The sequence below is a fragment of the Streptomyces zaehneri genome, assembly GCF_032248645.1.
In the GTDB taxonomy this organism is placed as follows: Bacteria; Actinomycetota; Actinomycetes; order Streptomycetales; family Streptomycetaceae; genus Streptomyces; species Streptomyces coriariae.
Window position 1 is genome coordinate 37,083 of record NZ_JASTTJ010000026.1, and the last position, 24,114, is coordinate 61,196.

At 68.0% G+C, this 24,114-nt stretch carries 16 protein-coding genes; 4 read left to right on the forward strand and 12 right to left on the reverse strand.

The features are described 5' to 3' along the window. Positions 1-425: 425 nt before the first annotated feature. The 3 genes from QQM72_RS33410 to ngcE are packed head-to-tail and all read right to left on the reverse strand — an operon-like array spanning position 426 to position 3,796. Positions 426-1,358: a carbohydrate ABC transporter permease gene (locus QQM72_RS33410; protein ID WP_314224575.1), complete on the reverse strand. Its 933-nt coding sequence runs from the start codon at positions 1,356-1,358 to the stop codon at positions 426-428. 2 nt (positions 1,359-1,360) lie between these two features. Beyond that, positions 1,361-2,287 carry a carbohydrate ABC transporter permease gene (locus tag QQM72_RS33415; protein ID WP_314224576.1) on the reverse strand — a complete coding sequence of 309 codons (927 nt, stop codon included), beginning with the start codon at positions 2,285-2,287 and terminating at the stop codon, positions 1,361-1,363. A 45-nt stretch (positions 2,288-2,332) separates the two neighbouring features. Continuing rightward, the gene (gene ngcE, locus QQM72_RS33420) at positions 2,333-3,796 is read right to left on the reverse strand and encodes an N-acetylglucosamine/diacetylchitobiose ABC transporter substrate-binding protein (protein WP_314224577.1); all 1,464 of its coding nucleotides are present in this window, start codon (positions 3,794-3,796) and stop codon (positions 2,333-2,335) included. 449 nt (positions 3,797-4,245) lie between these two features. Here ngcE and QQM72_RS33425 point away from each other — a divergent pair, with 449 nt between their 5' ends. The 3 genes from QQM72_RS33425 (at position 4,246) to QQM72_RS33435 (ending at position 10,804) form a co-directional block, all read left to right on the forward strand. Continuing rightward, a complete protein-coding gene (locus tag QQM72_RS33425; RefSeq protein ID WP_314224649.1) occupies positions 4,246-8,076 on the forward strand; it encodes a GH92 family glycosyl hydrolase in 3,831 nt (1,276 codons plus the stop codon). Positions 8,077-8,184: 108 nt separating this feature from the next. Then, a complete protein-coding gene (locus QQM72_RS33430; protein WP_314224578.1) occupies positions 8,185-8,709 on the forward strand; it encodes a hypothetical protein in 525 nt (174 codons plus the stop codon). A gap of 97 nt (positions 8,710-8,806) precedes the next feature. Next, the gene (locus tag QQM72_RS33435) at positions 8,807-10,804 is read left to right on the forward strand and encodes an alpha-glucuronidase (RefSeq protein WP_399079585.1); all 1,998 of its coding nucleotides are present in this window, start codon (positions 8,807-8,809) and stop codon (positions 10,802-10,804) included. Here QQM72_RS33435 and QQM72_RS33440 read toward each other — a convergent pair. The 6 genes from QQM72_RS33440 to QQM72_RS33465 form a co-directional block, all read right to left on the reverse strand. Continuing rightward, positions 10,798-12,867, reverse strand: coding sequence for a beta-galactosidase (locus tag QQM72_RS33440; protein ID WP_314224579.1), 2,070 nt, complete (start codon positions 12,865-12,867; stop codon positions 10,798-10,800). The genes QQM72_RS33435 and QQM72_RS33440 overlap by 7 nt on opposite strands. Further along, positions 12,864-13,550 carry a hypothetical protein gene (locus tag QQM72_RS33445; protein WP_314224580.1) on the reverse strand — a complete coding sequence of 229 codons (687 nt, stop codon included), beginning with the start codon at positions 13,548-13,550 and terminating at the stop codon, positions 12,864-12,866. The genes QQM72_RS33440 and QQM72_RS33445 overlap by 4 nt, the downstream gene beginning before the upstream one ends. A 205-nt stretch (positions 13,551-13,755) precedes the next feature. Then, positions 13,756-15,264 (reverse strand): GH39 family glycosyl hydrolase, encoded by a 1,509-nt coding sequence (locus QQM72_RS33450; protein ID WP_314224581.1) that lies wholly within the window; start codon positions 15,262-15,264, stop codon positions 13,756-13,758. Continuing rightward, positions 15,261-16,916: an ABC transporter substrate-binding protein gene (locus QQM72_RS33455; protein WP_314224582.1), complete on the reverse strand. Its 1,656-nt coding sequence runs from the start codon at positions 16,914-16,916 to the stop codon at positions 15,261-15,263. Before QQM72_RS33455 ends, QQM72_RS33450 begins: the two co-directional genes overlap by 4 nt. Before the next feature lie 33 nt (positions 16,917-16,949). Next, the gene (locus QQM72_RS33460) at positions 16,950-17,864 is read right to left on the reverse strand and encodes an ABC transporter permease subunit (protein WP_399079591.1); all 915 of its coding nucleotides are present in this window, start codon (positions 17,862-17,864) and stop codon (positions 16,950-16,952) included. Next, the gene (locus QQM72_RS33465; protein WP_314224583.1) at positions 17,861-18,853 is read right to left on the reverse strand and encodes an ABC transporter permease; all 993 of its coding nucleotides are present in this window, start codon (positions 18,851-18,853) and stop codon (positions 17,861-17,863) included. Before QQM72_RS33465 ends, QQM72_RS33460 begins: the two co-directional genes overlap by 4 nt. A gap of 270 nt (positions 18,854-19,123) precedes the next feature. Here QQM72_RS33465 and QQM72_RS33470 point away from each other — a divergent pair, with 270 nt between their 5' ends. After that, a complete protein-coding gene (locus tag QQM72_RS33470; protein WP_314224584.1) occupies positions 19,124-20,116 on the forward strand; it encodes an acetylxylan esterase in 993 nt (330 codons plus the stop codon). 384 nt (positions 20,117-20,500) lie between these two features. Here the strand turns inward: QQM72_RS33470 and QQM72_RS33475 are convergent, their stop codons facing one another. The 3 genes from QQM72_RS33475 to QQM72_RS33485 all read right to left on the reverse strand — a co-directional run bounded on the left by QQM72_RS33475 (position 20,501) and on the right by QQM72_RS33485 (position 23,948). After that, positions 20,501-21,565, reverse strand: a complete 1,065-nt coding sequence (locus tag QQM72_RS33475; RefSeq protein WP_314224585.1) for a lytic polysaccharide monooxygenase auxiliary activity family 9 protein — start codon at positions 21,563-21,565, stop codon at positions 20,501-20,503. A gap of 239 nt (positions 21,566-21,804) precedes the next feature. Beyond that, positions 21,805-22,035, reverse strand: a complete 231-nt coding sequence (locus QQM72_RS33480; protein WP_314224586.1) for a DUF3500 domain-containing protein — start codon at positions 22,033-22,035, stop codon at positions 21,805-21,807. Positions 22,036-22,520: 485 nt separating this feature from the next. Then, complete coding sequence (locus tag QQM72_RS33485; protein WP_314224587.1) at positions 22,521-23,948, reverse strand: HAMP domain-containing sensor histidine kinase; 1,428 nt, start codon at positions 23,946-23,948, stop codon at positions 22,521-22,523. Between the last annotated feature and the right edge of the window lie 166 nt (positions 23,949-24,114).

Sequence of the window (24,114 nt, forward strand, 5' to 3'; positions counted from 1 at the left end):
GGGGTGGGACGGCGTGAGCGCTGCGTGGGCTCCCGGTGAGCGCCTGGGGAAGGCGGCCCGGTGGGTGTGACGGTGGACGCCAGGGGGCCAGGTAATGAAGGCGAAGCCGGTTTCGTCTCATCTTCTGCCGCCGACCCGTATGCCGCGGCCCGCAGCCACGATCGAGATCGAAGCTCGCGGGCCGCGCCGACCCGGAGCCGGGGCGGAAGCCGATGCCCGGCAAAGAGTCAGGGGGCGCGGGCTCGCGTCGAAACCGCGGCGGGAGGGGCAGGAGCGACGGCAAACCGTAGCGGCCGGGTCTGGCCGGGTCTGCGCGGGCGGTTCCGTGCAGCGGGCGGCCGTGCAGCGGGCGGCCGCGCAGACCTGAGGGGGTGTCTCGACGCGGGCGCCGGCCGCCCTCCGGACGCGCTCCTGCTTCCGCGCTCCTACTTGAGCGCCCCCGCGGTCAGCCCCTGCACCACCTGCCGCTGGAAGACGATGTATGCGGCGAGTACCGGCAGCATCGCCATCACGAGGCCCGCGAAGAGCCCCGACCAGTCACCCTTGTAGCCCTGGCTCACGGCCAGTTGGACCAGTCCCTGGGTGAGGACGCGTTTGTCCGGATCGGTGTTGAGGACCGTGGGCAGCATGTACTGGTTCCACTGGCCCAGGAAGTTGAAGATACCGACGCTGATCAGGCCCGGCTTGGCCATCGGCACCATGATCTGGAAGAACGTACGGCTGTGTGAGGCGCCGTCCACGAAGGCCGCCTCCGCCACCGAGGTCGGCAGCGTGCGGAAGAAGGCCGTCAGGAAGAACACCGTGAACGGCAGCGAGTAGGCGATGTAGACGAGGATCAGGCCGTGGATGGAGTTGAGCAGGCCCATGTTGTTCACGACGTAGAACAACGGGACCAGCGCCAGCATGATCGGGAAGCTCATGCCGCCGATGAAGAGGTAGTAGATGAAACGGTTGCCCGGGAAGTCGAAACGCGCGAGGACGTAGGCCGCCATGGAGCCGAGGACCAGCGTCCCGACGAGTGAACCGCCCACCACCAGAATGGTGTTGAGGAAGTAGTCGCCCATGTTGGCCTCGGTCCAGGCCCGTGACCAGTTGTCGAAGTGCAGCCTGTCCGGCAGAGACCAGGGTGAACCGAAGATGGAGCTGTCGTCCTTGAAGGAGGTCATCACCGCCCACAGCAAAGGCAGTACGACCATGATCGCCCAAATGACCAGGATGCCGTGCGAGAAGGCGTTGAGGACGTTTCCTTCCGTTTTCTTCTTCGTAGGCGGTTTCTTGGCGGCCAGGTCGACCTTCGTGACAGGAACAGCCGAGCCGGACTCGGCCGGCGGAGGCGCGGGGGTTTCGGTCGTCTTCATCGTCAGTACTCCAGCCGCTCGCGCCGTCCCAGCCGCATCACGACCGCGGCGAACGCCAGCGTCACGACGAGCAGGGCGACGCCGATGGTGGTGGCGTAGGCGGCCTGACCGTCACGGAAGGCCTTCTGGTACACGTACAGGACCATGACGGTGGTCGAGTAGTCGGGGCCGCCCGGTCCGGTCGTCATGATCTGCACGACCGCGAACGACTCGGCGCCGAGCGCGAGGATCCCCATGTAGACCCAGCCCGACTGCACGGTGTCCCAGAGCAGGGGCAGGGTGATGCGGAAGAACGTCGCGGCCCGGCCCGCGCCGTCGAGCAGTGCGGCCTCGTACAGGTCCGCCGGGATGGAGGCCATGCCCGCCGAGAACAGGACCACGAAGAAACCGACCGTGGACCAGACCAGCACCGCCATCACGCACCACAGCGCGAGATCCGGGTCGCCGAGCCAGAGCGGCTGGAGGCCGTCCAGCCCGATCCCCCGGAAGAAGGAGTTGATCGCGCCGCTGTCCGGGTTGTAGGCGAAGGCGAACAGCAGCGCCACGATGGCGATCGACAACACCTGCGGAAAGAAGTACACGATCTTGTAGAAGGAAGAGCCCCGGACCCCGGAGATCACGGGGCCGCCCTTCCTTCGCCGTCCACCGACATTGATCATGAAGGCGAAGAACAGCGCCAGGCCGATCGTCACCACCGGCAGCGCGACCGCGAACATCAAGCTGTGCTGCAAGGACTTCCAGAAGATCTCGTCGTCCAGCATCCTCCGGTAATTGTCCAGGCCGACCATCTTGAATTCGGGGCTCAGGCCGGTCCAGTCCGTGAACGAGTAGTAGATGGACTGGATGAACGGCCACACCACGAAGAGCGCGTACAGTCCCAGGGGGAGCGCCAGGAACCCCACGATGAACCGGTACTTGCCGTGCTGCATCGCCACTCCGGTGCTTTTATGGATACTTCGCCGTGATTCCCACCGTCACTGGTGCTTGTAATGCTTGATCGAGGTGTCTTTGGCGGCCTCGTCGGCGTAGCCCTGGATCTTCTTGATCGCCTCGGCCGGAGTGAGCCGGCCGGCCATCATCTCGCCGAGGCCGGACACCCCGATCTTCTCCTTCTGCAGCTGGACATACCAGTCCTGAAGCCGCGGATTCACCACGTTCTCGCCGGCCTTGTCCAGAGCCGCCACGCCCGACTTGAGGCCGGGCGTGAGGGTGATGCCGTCGGTGCCTCCGTTGTACGCGGTGAGCGACTTGACCTTCGAGGTGAAGTTCTTGGAGGACGCCTCACTGAGCATGATGCGCAGCTGTTCCATGCCTCCCGCCGTGTTCTTCGCCTTGGCCGGTACGACGAACGGCTCGCCGCCCGAGGCCCAGATGGTGCCGAAGGGCATCTTGTCGGAGGAGTCGATGCCGGTGGGCGCGGAGACGGCCAGGTCGAAGTCGGCGGGGATGACGTTCGCCGACTCGTTCTCCACCCAGGAGCCGTTGGGGATGAACAGGGCCTTGCCCTTGGCCCACGCCGTCTGCGACTGGATGTGGTCCAGGCCCGGGGTGCCCTTGAGGACGTAACCCTTCGCGAACAGCTCGTAGTAGGCGTCGAAGCAAGCCTTTACCGCCGGGTGTTTCCAGGCGTTCGGCTCCAGGTTGTCGATGGCGTCGAGGACCTCGCGACCACCCACCTTGCCGATCATCGGGTACAGCGAGAAGGGGAGGTAGTACGGGTATTTGCCCGCGTACGTCCAACCCGCGATGCCCTTCTTCCTGGCCTTCTCACAGACCGCGAGCATCTCGTCCCAGGTCTCGGGGTACGTGGCGTCGAGCGAGTCCAGGGCCTTCTGCGAATACCAGACGCCGTAGACGGTGTAGGCGTAGTACATGATCCAGACCGGGTCGCCGTCGAACTGGCCCATCTCGACGATGCCGGGCCGCAGGGTGTCGCGCACCTTCTTGTTCGGGTCGTCGTAGGACGCGGCGTCCAGGAGCGGAGTGAGGTCGGCAAGCTGTTTCTTGCCGACCAGCACGCCCATGTCCATCTGCTCGGCGCCGGAGTTGTCGATGAGGTCGGGCGGCGTGCCCTGGTTGAAGCGGGGCTGGAGGGTCGACTGGATCTTCTGGGTGGCCGAGAACTTCACCTTCGCGTCGGGGAAGTTCTTCTCGTAGATCTTGACCGCGTCCTCGGCGTACTCCTTGCCGAAACCGCCGTCGAACAGGACGAATTCCAGCTGGGCGGTTTCGTTGACCGCGAGGGGATTCTTCGCGGTCTTCTTGCCGGCCTTGGCCTTGTCCTCGTCGCCCCCGCCGCTGCTGGCACAGGCGGACAGAAAGCTCATCGTGGGGACGGAGATCAGGCCGAGCGCCGCGGATCTCCTGATCAGGTCTCGGCGGCCGACCCCTACGGAGCCGTTCTTGTCGGAGCCGATGTTCTCGGAGTGGGATCCCATGCTCAAGTCCTCGCCTTCTCCAGGACTCAGGCGGTGCACCGGATCCTTCCCGGCACCGCGGTCAGGTCAAGCAGGGTCGTACGGATCATGCGGTCGTACGGATCATGCGGTCGGACGCCATCGCCGGATTCGACAGTGAATCGCCGACAGGTATAGTCCACTTCTTGCCAACGGAGCAAGATCGAATGCAAGGTTGGCCGTTGGTCTTTTCCGAGTTGAGACCTCCCGGAAATATGACCGGCCGGTGGGTGGCTTGCCGGAAAATTGCATGACATGGGCCCCGCCTGACGCAATCAACATCCTTGACATCACTGTCCACTTGGCCACCTACTGATTCCTGCGCCATAGGAAGACAACGTTGTCCGGGGCGTTGTCCGGCGCGGGGAGGGTGCTCTCGCATGCGACGGTTGAGACGGTTGCGGGCAGTCGTGATCACGGCTGCTCTGGTCATGACGGTCGGCGCACAGGGGACGGCGGTCGCGCTGCCTTCCCCGGTGCCGGTACCGGGCCGGGGGTTCGCCTCGTCCTTCGAGGCGGGTGAACACGCCCCCGACTGGCAGAGCACCGTCGACACCACGCCGGGCGGCGCCAAGCGGGCCTCGGGGGTGGACGGCGGCTACGGCGGCGGGCTCCCCGGCGATGTGACCGACCGGGTCACGGACGTCCGGGCGAGCGCCGAGAACACGGCCGGCGGCGAGGTGAAGGAGAACCTCGTCGACGGCGAGGCGAGCACCAAGTGGCTGGCGTTCGCGTCCACCGGGTGGGTCGAGTTCGACCTCGCCGAGCCCGCGCGGGTAAACGCTTACGCACTCACCTCGGCCAATGACTCCGCCGAGCGCGACCCCGCCGACTGGACCCTCTCGGGCTCGGCGGACGGCACCGCCTGGACACCCCTCGACACCCGCTCCGGGGAGTCCTTCACCGGACGGTTCCAGACCCGTACGTACACCCTCGCGGCCCCGGCCGAGTACCGGCACTTCCGGCTGGAGGTCACCCGCAACCACGGCGCCGGGATCCTCCAGCTCGCCGACGTGCGGTTCGGCACGGGCGGCAGCGACGGGCCCGTCCCGCCGGACATGCTCACCGTCGTCGACCGGGGCCCGAGCGGCTCACCGACCGCGAAGGCGGGCGCCGGGTTCAGCGGGCGACGTGCGCTGCGTTACGCGGGTCGGCACACCGCTTCCGGCCACGCGTACTCGTACAACAAGGTTTTCGACGTGAATGTCCGGGTCGGTGCCCGCACACAACTGGCGTACCGGATCTTTCCCGGGATGGCGGACGGCGACCGTGACTACGCCGCGACAAACGTTTCCGTGGACCTTGCTTTCACGGACGGCACGTACCTGAGCGGACTCGGGGCGAGCGATCAGTACGGCTTCCCGTTGTCGCCTCGCGGGCAGGGCGCCGCGAAGGTGCTGTACGTCAACCAGTGGAACGACGTGAAGTCGGCGATCGGGACGGTGGCGGCCGGGAAGACCGTCGACCGGATTCTCATCGCCTACGACTCCCCCGGCGGGCCGTCCCGGTTCAGGGGCTGGGTGGACGACATCGCGCTGCGCACCCCCGCCCCTGAGGCGGCGAAGGCGCATCTGTCGGACTACGCGGTGACCACCCGCGGCACCAACTCGAGCGGAAGCTTCTCGCGCGGAAACACGTTTCCCGCCACGGCCGTGCCACACGGCTTCAACTTCTGGACGCCGGTGACCAACGCGTCCTCGCTCGGCTGGCTGTACGACTACGCGCGGGCCAACAACGCGGACAACCTGCCGACGATCCAGGCGTTCAGCGCGAGTCACGAGCCGAGTCCGTGGATGGGCGACCGGCAGACCTTCCAGCTGATGCCGTCGGCCGCGGCAGGCGTCCCGGACACCGGGCGGACGGCACGGGCCCTGCCCTTCCGGCATGTGAACGAGACCGCCCGCCCGTACTACTACGGAGTCCGTTTCGAGAACGGTCTCACAGCGGAGATGACGCCTACCGACCATGCGGCCGCCCTGCGCTTCACCTACCCGGGCTCGGACGCGAGCGTCGTCTTCGACAACGTGACCGACCAGGCGGGGTTGACCCTGGACAAGGAAGCAGGGGTCGTCACCGGTTACTCGGACGTGAAGTCGGGACTGTCGACGGGTGCGACCCGGCTGTTCGTGTACGGCGAGTTCGACGCCCCGGTGACGGAGGGTTCATCGAGCGGGGTCAAGGGATACCTGCGTTTCGACGCGGGCGCCGACCGCACGGTCACCCTGCGCCTGGCGACGTCCCTCATCAGTGTCGACCAGGCCCGTGACAACCTCCGACAGGAGATCCCGCAGGACACCGACTTCGACACGGTCAAGCAGCGCGCCCGGCAGCAGTGGGACAAGCTCCTCGGCACCGTGGAGGTCGAGGGCGCGAGCCAGGACCAGCTCAGCACGCTGTACTCCAGCCTGTACCGGCTCTACCTGTACCCCAACTCCGGTTTCGAGAAGGTCGGTTCGACGTACAAGTACGCGTCGCCCTTCTCTCCCATGCCGGGCCCGGACACCCCGACGCACACCGGTGCGAAGATCGTGGACGGCAAGGTGTACGTGAACAACGGTTTCTGGGACACCTACCGGACGACCTGGCCGGCCTACTCCCTGCTGACACCCACTCAGGCCGGGGCGCTGACCGACGGGTTCGTCCAGCAGTACAAGGACGGCGGCTGGACCTCGCGCTGGTCCTCGCCCGGGTACGCCGACCTGATGACCGGCACCTCGTCCGACGTCGCCTTCGCGGACGCGTTCGTCAAGGGAGTCGGCTTCGACGCCAAGGCCGCGTACGAGGCGGCCCTGAAGAACGCGACGGTCGTGCCCCCCGCGTCGGGAGTGGGCCGCAAGGGCATGGCCACCTCGCCCTTCCTCGGCTACACCGGCACGGCCACGCACGAGGGCCTGTCGTGGGCGCTGGAGGGCTACCTCAACGACTACGGCATCGCCCGCATGGGCCAGGGCCTGTACCGGCAGACCGGTGAGAAGCACTACCGGGAGGAAGCCGACTACTTCCTGAACCGCGCGCAGGGCTATGTGCACCTCTTCGACACGAAGGCCGGGTTCTTCCAGGGGAAGGACGAGAAGGGCGACTGGCGGGTGCCGTCGCCGACCTACGACCCGCGCGTGTGGGGTTACGACTACACCGAGACCAACGGCTGGGGCTACGCCTTCACCGCCCCGCAGGACAGCCGTGGCCTTGCCAACCTGTACGGCGGCCGGGACGGTCTGGCGAAGAAGCTCGACGCCTACTTCGCCACACCGGAAACCGCTTCCCCAGAGTTTGTGGGCTCGTACGGCGGCGTCATCCACGAGATGACGGAGGCGCGGGACGTGCGGATGGGCATGTACGGGCACTCCAACCAGGTCGCCCACCACGCGATCTACATGTACGACGCGGCCGGGCAGCCGTGGAAGGCGCAGGCGAAGGCCCGCGAGGTGCTCGCACGGCTCTACACAGGCAGCTCGATCGGGCAGGGGTATCACGGCGACGAGGACAACGGCGAGCAGTCGGCCTGGTACCTGTTCTCCGCACTCGGCTTCTACCCGCTGGTGATGGGAAGCGGCGAATACGCCGTCGGGTCCCCGCTGTTCACCAAGGCGACCGTGCACCTGGAGAACGGCAAGGACCTGGTGGTCAAGGCGCCGAAGAACAGCGCCGAGAACGTGTACGTACAGGACCTGAAGGTCAACGGCCGTGCCTGGAAGACGACTTCTCTGCCCCACGCGCTGCTTGCCAACGGCGGTGTCCTGGAGTTCGACATGGGACCGCGGCCCTCGTCGTGGGGGTCCGGAAAGAACGCGGGGCCGGTTTCGATCACGCAGGACGACAAGGCGCCGGCGCCGCGCACGGACGCGCTGAAGGGAGCGGGCGCGCTGTTCGACGACACGTCGGCGACGCAGGAAACGGTGTCGGGCGCGCTCGCCCTGCCGGTCACCACCGGCACCAGAGCGGTGCAGTACACCCTCACGTCGGCCGACCACACTCAGGCACCGACGGGTTGGGTACTCCAGGGTTCCGCTGACGGCCTGACGTGGACCGACCTGGACCGGCGCGCCGGCGAGACCTTCCCGTGGGACCGGCAGACACGCGCCTTCACGCTCGAGCGGCCGGGCACGTACGCGCACTACCGGCTGGTCCTCGACAGCGGCACGGGAGGGACGGGCGCCGAGGGCGAACCGGGAGGTCCTGGCACCGAGAGCGCGACGAACAACACGCCCGCCAATGCCGGCGCGGGTCAAGTCAGCCTCGCCGAAGTGGAGTTGTTGTCCTGATCTGGTAACCAACAGCGATGGCGTGCTGTACCGGGCGTCACTCGTCTTCCAGAATGATCAGGCCGCCCGCGGACACCGGGCGGCCCGTCATGGAGGGGGAAACGGAACATGAGCATCATCAGACGGTTCACAGGACTGCTCGCGGGTGCGGCGCTGGGAGCGGGGGCCCTGTTCGCGACGGCGGCTCCGGCGCAGGCGTACAGCCCCAACCCGGTGTTCCAGGCCTACTACTACGACACCGACAACTGCCCGTGCAGCGGGGGCAACCTCACCGACCCGTTCGACAACACGTACTTCGCGAACGACGCCGGCGGCCAAGCCGTGAAGATGGAGCTGACCAACTCGGGGGCGTTCGTCGGCAAGGTGGAGTTCCACCCCAACGACGAGAAGCTGTGGGTGTACGACACCGCCAACGACGGTGACACGTACTACGTCAAGGTCGGCTACACCTCTGGCGGCGTGAGCCACAACCTGGGCACCTTCAGCCCGCCCGGGACCACGGCGGTGCTGGACTACCAGGTCATCGACTTCGATCTGCCCGAAGGCGCTTACGTCGACATCTCCGTCTACGACGACGCGGCCCTCACCGACCTCATCGGCGCCGCCCGCGGCACCGGCTCGGCGATCGCCTAGGCAGGCCCGGACCACCCGGAGGGACCATGCCGCTCACCGTGCCGTCCTGCCCGAGGGAATCGACCCCGCCTGGCTGCCACCGGAGGCCTTCCGGCCGGTGGGCAGCCGGCGAACGCTGGTCGGCGGCTCGGGCCCTGTGGTGGGCACGGTGCACGGTGAACTGGTCCACGCCTGCGCACAGTTCGGTGGCGAGGTGGTCGTACGAGATCGAGGCGAGTCGGGCGCCCGGTCCTCGTACGACCTTGTGCTGCGGGTGGCGGTGGCCGGTGACTCCGGCGGCATCGGTCCGGGTCACGGTGGTGTCGGTGACCTCGGTGGCCCGGCGGATGTCGGTGAACTCGGGGCAGAGGGGTTCGTGATCGAGCGCGCCGACGAAACCACCTTCGTCACGGCGATCGGTCAACGCGGCCTGCTGTACGGCCTGTTCCATGTCATACGGCTCGGTGAGAACGCTTTCCGGGGCACTCGAGCGCGTGAGGCACACCGTCCGTCGACAGCGCTGCGGATGCTGGACCACTGGGACAACGTGGCCGTGCATCCGGTGATGGGCCAGGTGGAGCGCGGGTACGCGGGCGGCTCGCTCTTCTGGGAGAACGGGCGGGCCCGGCAGCACTCGGAGCGGGTACGGGCGTACGCCAGACTTCTTGCGGCCTGCGGGATCAACGCCGTCTCGGTCAACAACGTCAACGTGCACGAGACCGAGGCGCACCTGCTGACCGACCGGATCGCGGAAGTCGCCGAGATCGCAGAAACGCTGCGTCCGTACGGGATCCGCACCCATCTGTCCGTGACCTTCGCCGCGCCGATCGTGCTCGGCGGCCTGACCACCGCCGACCCGCTGGACGAGACGGTGTGCGGCTGGTGGGCGCAGGCCGTGCGGGAGGTGTACTCGGTGATCCCCGACTTCGGCGGGTTCGTGGTGAAGGCCGACTCCGAGGGCCAGCCGGGCCCGTTCACCTACGGCCGCTCGCACGCGGACGGCGCGAACATGCTGGCCGCGGCGCTCGCGCCGCACGGTGGCACCGTGCACTGGCGGGCGTTCGTGTACGACCACCACCAGGACTGGCGGGACCGCTCGACGGACCGGGCGCGGGCCGCGTACGACCATTTCGCCCCGTTGGACGGGAAGTTCGCCGACAACGCCGTGCTCCAGGTGAAGCACGGGCCGATGGACTTCCAGGTGCGTGAGCCGGTCTCGCCGGTGCTGGGAGCCCTGCCGCGCACCCGGGTCGCTGTGGAGGTGCAGGCCACTCAGGAGTACACCGGGCAGCAACGGCACGCGTGTTGGCTGGGGCCCATGTGGAGTGAGGCCCTGCGCTTCCGGCCCGATGGAGAACAGCACCCGAGCGTAGGGGATTTGGCCTTGGGCGGGTTGGTCGCGGTGGCCAACGTCGGGGACGACCCGTTCTGGACCGGGCATCCACTGGCACAGGCGAACCTCTACACCTTCGGCCGGCTCGCCTGGCAACCGGCCGCCGACCCTCATCGGGTCCTGGACGAGTGGATCGCGCTCACCTTCCCCTCGGCCTCGGAGCGGCTGGCCGCCGGGCTGCGGGCGGTGCTCCACGGCTCCTGGCGGACGTACGAGAGGTACACCGCTCCGCTCGGCGTCGGCTTCATGGTGCAGCCGGGCCACCACTACGGACCGAGTGTCGACGGCTACGAGTACAGCCCGTGGGGGACGTACCACTTCGCCGACCGGGACGGGATCGGCGTCGACCGGAGCGCGGCCACCGGCACGGGGTACACGGCGCAGTACGCCAGGCCCTGGGCCGAACTGTACGAGTCGGCCGCGTCGTGTCCCGACGAGCTTCTGCTGTTCTTCCACCATGTGCCGTACGGGCATGTGCTGAGCAGCGGGAAAACGGTTGTGCAGCATATCTACGACACGCACTTCGAGGGCGTGGAGGAAGCCGAGGAGGCCCGCCGGGTGTGGGCGGGCCTCGCGGACCTGGTGGAGCCGGCGTGGCACGCGCGCGTGGCGGAACGGTACGAGGAGCAGGTGCGCGGCGCACGCGAGTGGCGGGACCAGGTGAACAGCTACTTCCTGCGGAAGTCAGGAATCCCGGACGCCCGGGGACGCACGATCTACTGAAGCCGCAGGACTGCCACGCCCAGCGGGTCCAGGGTGAGCACATCGCCCGGCTCGAGCCGTTTGCCGGTGAGGAGGTCGGTCGCGGCGGAGTGGGCGGGCAACGAGGACGGCTCCGCGGCGTGGTTGAGGAGGAAGAGGAGACGGGTTCCGTCGGGTGCGACGCGGGTGGTGGTCTCCACGGTGTGGTGGTCGGCGTAGGGGCCGATCAGGTCGTGGCGGGCGAGTATCCGGCGGACGACGTGGGCGACGCCGGGCTGGTCGAGGGCGGTCGCCACGTACCAGGCCTGTCCAGCGCCGAAGTGGTGACGGGTGACGGCCGGGGTGCCGGCGTAGAAGTCGGCGCCGTAGGTGGCGACCGCTTCGGCGCCGCGGAGCTGGACGAGCTCGAAGACGAGCCGGGCCCGCACCACCAAATCTCCGAGCTGGAGGGGCTGTTCGACGTCGTCGGGCCGGGCGTCCCATTCGTCGATGCGGATACCCATGAGGGGGGCCAGCGGACCGGGGACGTCGGCGAGGAAGGCGCGGTCGTGTTCGTCGCAGCGGGCGGTGAGGAAGGTGGCGAGGACGGTTCCGCCTCGTCGGGCCACCGCCTCCAGGCGTTGCGCCAGGTCTCCCTTGACGAGGTGGAGTACGGGGGCCAGGACCACGTCGTACGGCGTGAGATCGGCGGTCACCGCCACGACATCGACGTCGGCTCCTGCCTCGCGGGCGGCTCGGTAGTATGCGTGTACGACGTCCTGGTAACGGACCAGCCGCGAGGGGCCGTCGGAGATCTCCAGCGCCCACCAGCTGTCCCAGTCGAAGAGGAGCGCGGTGCGGGCCGGGGTCCGGGCGCCCAGAGTGGCCGCGCCGAGCTCTCCCAGTTCCCGGCCGAGGGCGGCGACTTCACGGAACACGCGGGTGTCGTCGCGGCCCGCGTGGCCGATGACCGCACCGTGGTACTTCTCGCAGGCGCCGCGTGAGGCGCGCATCTGGAAGTAGAGGGCGGCGTCCGCCCCGTGAGCGATGGCCTGCCAGGTGGCGAGGCGGAGTTCGCCCGGTCGGCGCAGGGGGTTGACGTCGCGGCAGGCGGTGGTGGACGGGGTCTGCTCCATCAGCCAGAAGGGGGCGCCGTCCTTGAGGCCGCGCATCAGGTCGTGGGCGAGGGCAGGCCGGGTGGGCGGGGCGTCGAGGGGCGGGTAGTTGTCCCAGGAGGCGAAGTCGAGGTGGGGCGCCCAGCGGTGGTAGTCGAGCGGGCGGTAGGTGCCCATGAGGTTGGTGGTGACGGGGGTGTCGGGGTCACGGGCGCGGATCGCCTCCTTCTCGCCGGTGAAGCAGCCGAGCAGGGCCTCCGTCATGAAGCGCTGGTAGTCGAGGGTGATGCCCTGGAAGGCGGTGTGGTCGGGGCCGCGCCAGTGTTCGGTCAGAGCGCTCGGCGGCTCGATCTGGTCCCAGTCGGTGTAGCGGTGCGACCAAAAGGTCGTCCACCATGCGTCGTTGAGCGCGTCGAGCGTGCCGTGCCGCTCGCGCAGCCAGCCGCGAAAGGCGTCGGCGCACAGGTCGCAGTAACAGGCGCCGCCGTACTCGTTGTTGATGTGCCAGGCCAGCAACGCGCAGTGATCGGCGTACCGTTCGGCGAGGCGGCCGGCCAGAGCCGCGGCGAGTCGACGGTACGCGGGCGAACTGGGGCAGAAGTTGTGCCGTTGACCGTAGCGGTGCCGACGGCCCTCGAAGTCGGTGCGGTTCACCTCGGGGTACTTCCTGGCGAGCCAGGGCGGGAGGGCGGCGGTCCCGGTGGCCAGGCAGACCTGCCGGCCCTCGGCGGCGGCGCGGTCGAGGATGTCATCGAGGATCGTGAAGTCGTAAGCGTTTTCGTCAGGTTGAGTGAGCGACCAGATGAAGACGCCGACGGTCAGGGTGTCCACTCCGGCCCGGGTGAACAGGCGGTGGTCCTCGTCCCGGACGTCCTGCGGCCACTGCTCGGGGTTGTAGTCGCCGCCGTACGGGATCCTGTCGGTGCGTGGGAGCCGGCCGTCGTTTCCGGTGTCGGGTCGGGTCTCGGGGCCGGTGCCGGGGTCGGTCATACGGTGAAGTCCTCCTGGGTCTCGACGATCACCGGGCCGCTCGACCTCAGCAGAGAGAGCAGCAGGGGTGCGGCCAGCAGAGCGGGCAGGGCTTCCGTGAGCAGGGCGGTCAGAGCTCCGGCCAGGACGAGCAGGGAGGCTGCGGCGAGGGTGGCGCGGCCCCGCCGGAGCAGGAAGTACGCGGCGAGCCGGGCGGTGTCACGGGCGCGGAAGGCGAACAGCGAGGTGAGCACGAGCGCGTGGGCGCCCCAGAGGAGCGCGGCCACGCCGATCACTGTGAGGAGCACCGCCCACCAGCGGGGCAGCCCGGTGGCGGCGAAGTGGGTGAGGGTGAACACGATCATGGTGAGCCAGGCCAGCAGCGGTGCCCAGAGCTTCAGCGCGGGCAAGGCGTTGAGGCGCCAGCCGCGCAGGTAGCAGCGGGCCGGGTGGAGGTCGGTGAGGTCGCGGCTGCGGTGGTGCAGGGCGTACAGCGCGGCGGACAGGGCCGGGCCGAGCGGCAGCAGGCAGCAGGCGGCGAGGGGCAGGTTCGCCGGTTCGGGGTCGAGGAGGAGCAGGCCGACGAGTCCGGGGGCGGCCGTCGCGAGGAGCAGGGCCTCGACGGTGAGGAGGGTGTGCAGGAGGGCGGCGGCCCGGGACAGAGGTCCGGTGCCGAATCCGCCGGCGGTGGTCGCGGTGCTCATGAGGATTTCCTTGCCGTCGGCGGGCTGCGGCGGGGGTAACCGGTTCCGGAATCCTTCGGCCCGCGGCCCGGGCGGCCCTGCTGCGCGGTGGTCGGCGACAGCAGGGCGGGTAACCGGTATCGAAATCCCGCGCGGGGCGCTTCGTGAGGTCTCTCCGCCGGATACGCGGCGGGGGCGGAAATCGGTGTCGAAGCGCTTACCGCGCTCATGCCGCCGCCTCGCCGAGCAGCCGTCGTTCGTCCCACCAGGGCGGGGTCTCGTCGGTGACAGGGGTGAGTTCGACGAGGGTGATCTCGTGGCGGGACAGGGTGAGGTCCAGTTCGGCGCGGCCCTCCAAGGTGGTGAGCCGCCGGTGGCTGCGGGCGGGTTCGGCGGCCTCGTGCAGGATGTCGAGTTGCCCGGGCCGTGGTGACCGTGGGCTGCCCATGTGGCGCCAGGCGCTGTAAGCGTTTCCGTGCTCGTCGTCGACGGTGGACCGGCGGACGAAGACCTCACGCGCCACGACCGGAAGGGACAGCCGCAGCGCATGCCGCCCGGGGCCGGGGGTCTCGCCGGTCGGGTCGACGGGCGCCCAGGCCAGGACCGTGATCCTGCCGTCGGGGTGGCGGGTGGCCAAGTGGTCGTCGCCGCGCGCGAGCAGGGCGGGGCCCATCCGCGCCATGAACGCGTACAGGTGGTACGTCGGTTTCCTGATCTGCCGGTGGGTGAGCAGTCCGAACCCGCCGTGGAAGAGAGACGTGGGGACACCGGTTTCCTCGAACATGTCACTGAATGTCCAGTACGAGAAGGAGTCGGCGAGGTCACCGCCGTGTGCGAGCACCGGCGCCAGGTATGCGGCGTGGAAAGCGGTGTCGTGGATCGGGTTGTCCGGGCGGTAGGAGGAGTTGAACTCCGTGATGTGCACCGGTAGCCCGGCCAGCCGGGTTCCCTTGAGGAGTGCGCGGGGTGTGGCGAACTGGTCGAGCAGGCCGGAGGCCGGGGCCAGGGTCTGGTGGACGCCGAACGGCACGTGCTGCGCGGGGCCGGAAGTGTAGGCGTGCTTCGACACGAAGTCGACGGGCACGTCCCGAAGCTCTGCGAACTCGGCGAACCGCTCCAGCCAGTCGTCGGCGCCCGGGGAGATGGCCGGGCCTCCGACCTGGAAACCGGCGTCCACCTCCTTCACCGTGTGCGCGGTGACCTCGTACAGGCGGTGATACGCCTTTTCGTCCGCGTCCTGCCAGAAGTCGGGCAGGTTCGGCTCGTTCCACACCTCGATCGGCCAGGTGCTCACCTCGTCGAGGCCGTAGCGGTCGACAAGGTGAGCGAGGGTGGAACGCACCAGGTCGGCCCACTCGCGGTGTGAGCGGGGCGGGGTGACATTGCCGTGCCACCAGAAGACGGTCCGGGTTCCGGAGGCCAGTTCCACGGGCATGAAACCGAGCTCGAGAAAGGGGCGGATGCCCGCCGCCAGAAGGGCGTCGACGACCTGGTCGACGTAGGTGAAGGAGTGATGGGTGCGGCGGGTTCCCTCATGGTCGTACGGGCGGTACACGCCCATACCGTCACTGAGCAGGCCGTGGCCGCGAATGTATCGGAAGCCGATTTCGCGCTGGATCAGGGCGAGGGAGTCCTGGTAGTCGCGACGCAGGGCGAGTTCGATCCGTCCGGTGCCCACACAGAATCGCCAGGCCTCGGAAAGTCGGCCTGTCGGCTCGGCGGGAACAGTGCTCACCCGTTCTCCTTCTTGAAGCGTTCACGCGCCTTGTTGTGCAACCCGACGAGCTGATCCATGTTCTTGGCCTTCAACTCGGTCACGTAGTCGTCCCATTCGGACAGCGAGCGCTTGCCCATGACGAACTTGAGCGTGTTCTGGGTGACGTGGTCCCTCAGGGGCGTGTCCCACAGCGATGCCTGCTCCTGCTCCACGGACTGCAACGGGTGGGCCGGGCCGATCGGCAGTTGCTCGCGTCGGGCCATCGCGTCCTGGAACTTCTTCTCGTCCGGGCTGAAGGAAGAGGAGACCAGCGCCCAGCTGCCGCCGTAGGTGAACACACCGTTGAAGAAGCCGTAGTCCTTTTGCAGGTCCTTCGGGGCATCCGGGTCCGAGCCCATGAGGGTGATGCCCGGCTCCAGCTTGTACTGGTCGCCGGCGCGGGTGTAAGTGACTTCCTGGACACCCCACTTGGCGAACCGCTGCCCCTCGTCCGAATACCACAGCCAGTCGACGAACTGCATCATCGCGACGAAGGTGTCGCTCTTGAGCGCCTTGCTGGAGACCATGACACCGTTTTCCAGCCGGGCGCCGCCCATCACCACCGGCCCGGCCGGACCGAGCGGCACCGGCACCATCTCGATCTTCGCTCCGCTGACCTGTTTCTCCAGGTTGTAGCGGTAGTTCTGGACCAGCTCCTGCGGATTGGCGCTGATCGCGAAGGACTTCTCGCCCAGCAGTTTCTGCACGGCGTCGTCGTCTGTCTGGGTGAAACTCTCCGGGTCTATCAGCTTCTCGGCGACCAGTTTCCGCAGGTACTCGATCATCTGGCGGTAGCCGTCCGTGGTGCCGGTGAAGACGAACTCACCGGCCTTCGCGTCGAAACTGATGTTGTCGTAGGTCCAGCCCGCCCTCACGCCGTAGGCCTGGCCGAGGTAGCTGAGCAGCGCGGCCGCCGGAAAAGGGGTGTTGGTGCTCCAGCGATCGGTGAACGGGTATCGATCGGGGTACTCGCCCTTGATCGCCTTGAAGACGTCGTACACCTCGTCCCAGGTGGTGGGCAGGCTCAGGCCGAGCCGGTCGAGGACGTCCGTGCGCAAGGACAGCGAGTAGCCGGACTTGGCCTTCTCGTGCAGCCCGGGGAGAAGGTAGTACTTGCCGTCGGACTGCCTGATGGAGTCGAGTTCCGGTTCCAGCTTCCATTTTCTGACCTTGTCCTGGAAGTTGGGCATGAGGTGCACGTACTCGCTGACCGGAAGGATCGCGCCCGAGGAGACGAAGGCGACCTCCGACGGGTGATACGTCTTGGGAATCAGGAACGGGGCGTCGCCCGCGCCGATGAGGACACTGCGCTTCTTCTCGTAGTCGCTCAGCGGGACCGCTACGGGTTTCAGCGTGATACCGGTGCGCTTGGTGAGTTCCTTCCAGAACAGCCAGCCGCCCTTCAACGGGTAGACCGGGTTGTTGTTGTGCAGGACCGAGAAGGAAAGCGGCTTCGACGCCTTGAACTGCTGGCCCGCCCGGTACTCCTTCATCGCGCCGTTCTGCTTCTTGGAGAGGTCTTTGGAGTCCTCTGCGTCGTCGCCGCTGCCGCACCCGGTGAGGGTGGCGAGGCCGATGAAACCTGCGGCGGTGAGGATCTGACGTCGGGACAGCTGACCGGCGTTCTTCACGGATACTCCCTTGTTCCGTAAGAGGGACGACTCTCAGCCCTTGACCGCGCCGAGCATCACGCCCGAGACGAAGTAGCGCTGGACGAACGGGTAGACGCAGAGGATGGGCAGCGACGTCAGGACGATCGTGACCGCCTGGATGTTGGCCCCCACCTGACTCAGCTGCTCCGTACCGGCGCCCGCGTTGCCACCCGTGGTGGCACCGGAGATGAGGTTGCGCAGATAGACGGTGGCCGGCATGAGTTCGGTCCGGTCCATGTAGAGGTATGCGGAGAACCAGGAGTTCCAGAAGGACACGGAGTAGAAGAGCACCATCGTCGCGATGACCGCCTTGGACAGCGGCAGCACGACCCTGAGCAGAATGCCGTAGGTGCTCAGACCGTCGATCTCCGCGGCTTCCTCCAGTTCGGTCGGCAGGCTCTCGAAGAACGCCTTCATCACCAGCAGGTTGAACACGCTGATCGCGTTGGGCAGCGCGATCGCCCAGACGGAGTTCTTCAGGCCGAGGCTGGTGACCAGGACGTAGTTCGGGATCAGCCCGCCGGTGAAGAACATGGTGAACACGGCGACGCCGACGAGAACACCCCGCCCCTTGAGGCTCCTCTTCGACAGGACATAGGCGTAACAGGTCGTCAGAACCATCGCGATGACGGTGGATACGACCGTGTAGAGCACGGTGTTTCCGTAGTTTCGCCAGAACATCGAGTCGTGGAAAACGATTCTGTACGTGGTGAGGTTGAACCCCTCGGGCCACAGGGTCACCTCACCGGCGCGGATCTGACGTTCTCCGCTGAACGACCGGGCGATGATGTTGACGAAGGGATAGAGGGTCACCAGCACGACCAGGGTGAGGATCACGCCGTTCACGCCTTGGAAGACGCGGTAGCCACGCGTGGGCTGGTTCACGGAGGTGCGCGGGCGCGGAGCACGGGACGTCAGGAGGCTCACCACAGGCTCGTCCCCACCGCGCGACGCGACAGTTGGTTGGCGCCCGTGACCAGCACCAGCCCGATGATCGCCTCGAACAGACCGATCGCGGCGGCGTAACTGAAACTGTTGGACTCGACGCCGGCTCGGTAGAGGTAGGTCGAGACCACGTCGGCCGTCGGGTAGGTCAGCGGGTTGTAGAGCAGCAGGACCTTCTCGAAGCCGACCGCCAGGAACGTGCCGATGTTCAGGATCAGTAACGTGATCATGGTGGGGCGGATACCGGGCAGGGTGACGTGCCAGATCTGCCGCCAGCGGCTCGCGCCGTCGATCCGAGCAGCCTCGTAGAGGTCTTCGTCGATCGTGGTGAGCGCGGCGAGGTAGAGGATCGTGCCCCATCCCGCGGTCTGCCAGATCTCCGAGCCGACGTAGATCGTACGGAACCAGCCGGGTTCCTGGATGAACCGGACCGGATCGTGGCCGAACCAGTCGAGCACATGGTTGACCGGGCCGTCCGTGGCCAGCATCTGCATGGTGATGCCCGCGACGATCACGACCGACAGGAAGTGCGGAAGGTACGAAACCGATTGCACGAACCGTTTCAGCGAGCGTCGGCGCACCTCGTTGAGCAGCAGTGCCAGGACGATCGGGATGGGGAAGCAGAACACGAGCGTCAGTCCGCCGAGCCACAGGGTGTTGCGGAAGACCTGCCAGAAGGTGGGGTCGGTCAGGAACATCCGCACATAGCGCAGCCCCACCCACCGCTCCCCCAGGATCGAACCGCCGGGTTCGAAGCGGCGGAACGCGATCACGTTTCCGATCATCGGCAGGTAACGGAAGACCAGGAAGAACAGCAGCGGCAGCACGGCCAGCGAGTACAGCTGCCAGTCCCGGCGCAGCGCCCGCCGCCAGCCGCGGCGCGCGGTGACCGGATGCTCTGGACCGTGCCGGGTCTTGGGCGGCGGGTCCTGCGTTCCTGGGGGTGGAGCCGATGTGGTGGAGGTGCTCATGCTCGGGCCTCCCGGGGCGGTGTTCGAAACGCTCGATTCGCAGCGCGTGATCTCGAAACTTTCGTGCCCTTACCGGTAACTCTGCGGCAACGTAAGGGCTCATGGAAAGCGCTGTCAATGGGTGCTGCACGGCGGACTGGTGGGACGGAGCAAGGTGTTGGATTCCGTCACCGGCAGGGTAGAACCGGGAAATTGAGTGCTACGGTCCACCGCAAATTTCTGTCTGATCTACGCAACGATCGATCGCCCACAACCTCTGCGAGGTGCCCCGTGCCCGCGTTCGACCTGCCGCTGCCGGAGCTGGAACGCCACCGCCCCGAACCCGACGAGCCCGACGACTTCGACGCCTTCTGGAGGGACACCCTGAGGGAGGCCGGGCAGCCGGCCCCCCTGGTGGCGGTGCAGCCCGTCGAAACCGGTCTCCGCCTCACGAACACCTGGGACGTGACGTTCCGGGGCTTCGCGGGGGATCCGGTGCGCGCCTGGTTCAGCCTGCCTGCAGGCGCTCGGCAACCGCTTCCGGTGGTGGTCGAATACGTCGGCTACGGACGAGGTCGCGGTCTCCCCCACGAACGCCTGACCTGGGTGAACGCCGGTTACGCGCACCTGCTGATGGACAACCGCGGCCAGGGCGACCAGTACGGCAACGGAGGCGCCACCCCCGACCCGCACGCCACCGCACCCGGCGGCCCCGGTCCGGCCGCTCACGGCCTGCGCTCCCCGCACGACTACCACTACCGCCGCCTGATCACGGACGCGGTGCGAGCGGTGACGGCTGCTCGGGAGCTACCCGGAGTCGACCCCACCCGCACGGTCGCCGCCGGCAACAGCCAGGGCGGCGGACTCGCCCTCGCTGTCGCGGGCCTGATCCCCGACCTGTCCGCCCTCGTGGTCACGGCCCCGCTCCTGTGCGGGATCCGGCGCGCCCTGGACCTCACCGACACAGGTCCGTACGGCGAGATCGCCACCTTTCTCTCTGTTCACCGGGGCGCCGAAGAAACCGCCTACCGCACGCTCTCCTACATGGAAGGCGTTTCCTTCGCCCGCCGCGCCCAGGCTCCCGCCCACTTCGGCACCGGCCTGCGCGACACGGTCTGCCCGCCGAGCGGGGCGTACGCCGCGTTCAACCGGTACGGGGAGCTGAGCGGCGGTCCCGATCCCCGGCGGGAGATGCACGCGTATCCGTTCAACGGTCACGAGGGCGGCGAGGCAGAGCAGGTGGCACGCCAACTCCACTGGCTCGTGGCGACGTTGAACAGCTGACGTCCGCATCACGCCACCACCCTCCCGCGACAGCCGGTGCTGCGCGTCCCGCCGGAATCCGGGTGCTGCCGCGATGAATGGCTCCACGCTCGGGACCGAAGCGATCACGCACCCCGGCGCGAGAAGGTACGAAGGCACCTGGGCACGGGCAGACGTGTCCCGGCCAACCTGCTTCCAACTCAGCTGGCTCCTACACGCGTTGACCCGGTAGGGTCTTCCGAGCGACGTTCAGACAACGTTGTCGCAACGCGATCCCCGTCCGTGACACCGTCCGGGCGGGGACACCCCGGACCGCCCCGCTCCCCCCCCTGGGGCAGGCCCGGCTCGCGGGCCCGGTGGGTGTGCGGCTCACCACCCACCGGGCCCGCCCTGAGCTGCTCCCGCTCAGCCGACCCGGCAGGGAAGGCTCGTCGCGCTGTCGCCGCCCGAACCGGAGACGACGTATCCGAACGTCGCACTCTGGCCCGGACTCAACGAGCCGTTCCAGTCGGCGTTGTGGACCATCACCGCCTGCCCGTTGTACGTCGCGTTGCCGCTCCACAGACTGGCCACCGACTGACCACTGGGCAGCGTCCAGTCGACCATCCAGCCGAGCATCGCAACGTCACCGGAGTTGGTGACGGTCACCTCGGACTGGTAGCCACCGGTCCAGCTGTTGGTGGTCCGCCGAGTGGCCGTGCAGGTACCGGGAACGGGCTCGGTCGGGTTGCCCGGTTCATGTATGCCGGTTACCTCGCCGTTTCCGCCGTCGAAGACGACGTCGGAACAGGAGTAGAAGGTCTCGGCACTGTCCGAGCGCTGCCAGACCATGTAGATGATGTGCCGTCCGGACTTGTTCGCCGGGAGTTGGCCGGTCCAGGAGTAGTTGGCCTCGACCGTGCCCGGACTGCCGTTGAGCGGCGGGTGGTCGACGGAGAGGAAGGGCTGGCTCTCCATCGCGTCCCAGGTGAGGGTCTGAGTCGGGTCGAAGCCGTCCTTGGTCACATAGACGTAGAACCAACCCGGGTGCGCGGCCCAGGCGTTGTAGGAGAAGTCGACGCTCGCGCCCGACGTGAGATGGGTGAGCGGCCAGTCGCTGCGGGCCGCGTTGAACCCGGTGAAGTTGGTGTTGCCGCCGCTGCACAACTCGCCGTCCGGCACGAAGCCGCGGGTACGGCCGGCCCCGTCTGAACGCAGCACCGAGAACCAGTTGTAGAACGGCGTGGTACCGCTTACCTGCTGCGCGTTCTTGCAGGCGGGGTTGACCGGCTTGATCTCACCGGTGTCGGTCAGCGCGTCCTGCCAGCACAGGAACGTGCGGCTGCCGGGTTTCATGGGGGTGCCGTGAGCCTCGGCCTTGCCGCCGGTCGTGACGATCAGGCCCAGGGCGGGGACGGTGGCCAGCAGGGCGAGGAGGACGAGGAGGAGGGCCCGGGTGCGTAACCTCGACCGCGATTCTGGCGTGATCATGACAGTTTGCATGGCAAATGAGTCCGCCTTCCGTGTACGGACCGTGCGTGCATGGGGTGCACTGCGGATGCGGGTGTGGGGGCGTGAAGTGGGAGCCTCCCGGACCCGAGCCCGACAGGTTCCGGTCCGCCGGACTCGAGCAGATGTGGGAGCGCTCCCACTTCACCTGTGGCGGAAGGTAGCGCCGTACGGCCCACTTGTAAACGGGCGCGTACGGCGCTGCTGAGAAACGTCGGCGGTCAGTGGTGGTGCGGCGACGTCTGGAGGTGCCGGCGCAGATGTTCCTTGCCGTAGTCGTTGCCGTTGGGCGTGCGGACCACGCAATGCAGATGCTGCTGCGTCGGGGCCCCGCCGTTGGTCTCGCCGTACAGCGAGCCGAACGCGAACGGCGACTGGCAGTCGACCTCGATCCAGATGACCGGGCTCTGGATCCGGCAGTAGAAAGCGGATTCGGCGGCCGTACCTCCCATTCAGGCGAAGTAGGTCTCGGCGAGATGCTTCCGGTCATCTCCGCTGGCTCCCTTCGTCGTTGGCACGTCCGTGACGGAGTGCCGGGCCGGGGACGACTTTGGGTGCGGAAACTGAGGGAAACTGAAGAGGTGGCTTTTGGAGCACGAGGAAACACGGGAACCGCGACGGTTCGTCGGGCGCGTTGTCGACTGGAACAGGGCTGATCGTCTGTTTCTGCCGTTTTCCCTGTGCGAACCGCTGTGGTGGCCCGCCGCGACGAGACGACCGATGTGGCCGACGCTGTCGATGCGATCGGTGTGGTCGGCGCTGTCGAATCGTCGTCGTGGACAGCGGCTTCTTGGCGCCTGACCGGTGTCAGCCGAAGCCTTCCGAACCGGGGCGGCCGAGCGGCACGGGTCGGCTTGCGCGTGGTGATCAAGCCGCGGGATGTCCCCGCATGGTGTGGCGGGGCTTGCCGACTCGATCCCCTCGGCGGCGCTTCAGCTCATCGCACCGACACCCGTGGACTCCAGGTCAGGGTGTCCGCGCCGGTCTCCGCCGCAAGCGGCAGCTCCACCGTGAACTCCGTGCGGCCCGGTTCGCTGTGCACGCCGATGTGACCGCCATGGGCCGACGTGATCGCCGCGACGATGGCGAGGCCGAGGCCGGCGCCGCTGCCCGCGGTGGCGCGGGCCCGTGACGCGTCGGCGCGGGTGAAGCGTTCGAAGACCGTCGGGAGGAGGTCGGGCGGGATGCCGGGGCCGTCGTCCCGCACGCGCACCGCGCACCTCCCCCGCCGTGCCTCCACCACCGCCACGACACTCGTGCCAGCAGGTGTGTGCACCCGTGCGTTGGCCAACAGGTTGGCGACCACCTGGTGAAGGCGTGCCTCGTCACCGAGGACCAGGGGCGCCTCGTCGAGGCAGAGCTCCAGTTGCCAGTCGTGACCGCTGCCCGCGGCCCGGGCGTCCCACACCGTCTCGGCGACGAGCGCCGCGAGGTCCACCTCGGTGGACTGCAGCGGCCTGCCCTCGTCCAGCCGCGCGAGCAGCAGCAGGTCCTCCACCAGACCCGTCATCCGCGCCGACTCGGCCGTCACCCGGCGCCAGGCCAGTCCCGGTTCGATGCGGTCCGTTCCCCGGTTCATCAGCTCCGCGTATCCGGCGATGGAGGCGAGGGGGGTGCGCAGTTCGTGGCTGGCGTCGGCCAGGAAGCGGCGCATGCGTTCCTCGCTGCGGCGCATCCGCTCCTCGCTGCGCTGGCGTTCGGCGAGCGAGGACTCCACGTGGTCGATCATGCGGTTCAGGGCGGCGCCCACCTGACCGGCCTCGCTTCCGGGGTAGGTGTCCCGTTCCGGAACCCTGGTGAGACCGGTTACCTCGCCGCGGCAGAGCGGGGCGTGCGAGACCTCGACGGCGGTGGCGGCGACCCTGCCGAGGGGGCGCAGCTGTCGTCGTATGACCACCGCGCAGACACAGCCGGCCACGGTCAGGCCCGCCGCGGCGACGACCGCCTCCACGACCACCAGGCCGCTGATCATGTCCTGGACGTCGTCCATCGGAAGTCCGGTGAGAACGCGTACACCGTCGTTGTCGAGCGCGGTGAAGCGGTAGGTGCCCAGGCCCGGGAGCGTCCGGGTGTGCAGGCCGCCGTCGGTCGCGATGCCTTTCAGGGACGCGATCTGGGTTTCCGTGAGGTTCTGCGGCGGAGCGTCCTGGCCCACCGTCGCCGCCGCGAGAACGGTGCCGTCCGCGTCCAGACGGGCGGCGAGCATCCCGGCCGGATGGCCGCTCTCGTTGAGGAAGGTGAGGTCCTGCGTCAGGTCGGGGTGGAGGGAGGCGCCACCCAGACTGCGTTCTGCCGCGTTGGTGACACGGTCGTCCAGATTGCCCAGCAGGTAGGCACGCTGGGCGAAAACGGTGGTGAGTGCCATCACTGCGCACACGGCGACGAGAACGACGCTGATGAAGATCAGGAGACGGGTGCGCAGGGATCCACCCCGCGAACGGGCTTCCGCCCTACGGAAATCCCACCGTCGGACACTCCCTGGACGGGCATCCCCAGGGCGGGCATCGCTCGGAGGGGCGTTTGCCGGACGG

Coding starts and splice junctions, on each gene's coding strand:
- QQM72_RS33410 (WP_314224575.1), bottom strand. CDS start 1,358: ATGAAGACGACCGAAACCCCCGCGCCTCCGCCGGCCGAGTCCGGCTCG.
- QQM72_RS33415 (WP_314224576.1), bottom strand. CDS start 2,287: ATGCAGCACGGCAAGTACCGGTTCATCGTGGGGTTCCTGGCGCTCCCC.
- ngcE (WP_314224577.1), bottom strand. CDS start 3,796: ATGGGATCCCACTCCGAGAACATCGGCTCCGACAAGAACGGCTCCGTA.
- QQM72_RS33425 (WP_314224649.1), top strand. CDS start 4,246: ATGACGGTCGGCGCACAGGGGACGGCGGTCGCGCTGCCTTCCCCGGTG.
- QQM72_RS33430 (WP_314224578.1), top strand. CDS start 8,185: ATGAGCATCATCAGACGGTTCACAGGACTGCTCGCGGGTGCGGCGCTG.
- QQM72_RS33440 (WP_314224579.1), bottom strand. CDS start 12,867: ATGACCGACCCCGGCACCGGCCCCGAGACCCGACCCGACACCGGAAAC.
- QQM72_RS33445 (WP_314224580.1), bottom strand. CDS start 13,550: ATGAGCACCGCGACCACCGCCGGCGGATTCGGCACCGGACCTCTGTCC.
- QQM72_RS33465 (WP_314224583.1), bottom strand. CDS start 18,853: ATGAGCACCTCCACCACATCGGCTCCACCCCCAGGAACGCAGGACCCG.
- QQM72_RS33475 (WP_314224585.1), bottom strand. CDS start 21,565: ATGATCACGCCAGAATCGCGGTCGAGGTTACGCACCCGGGCCCTCCTC.
- QQM72_RS33480 (WP_314224586.1), bottom strand. CDS start 22,035: ATGGGAGGTACGGCCGCCGAATCCGCTTTCTACTGCCGGATCCAGAGC.
- QQM72_RS33485 (WP_314224587.1), bottom strand. CDS start 23,948: ATGGCACTCACCACCGTTTTCGCCCAGCGTGCCTACCTGCTGGGCAAT.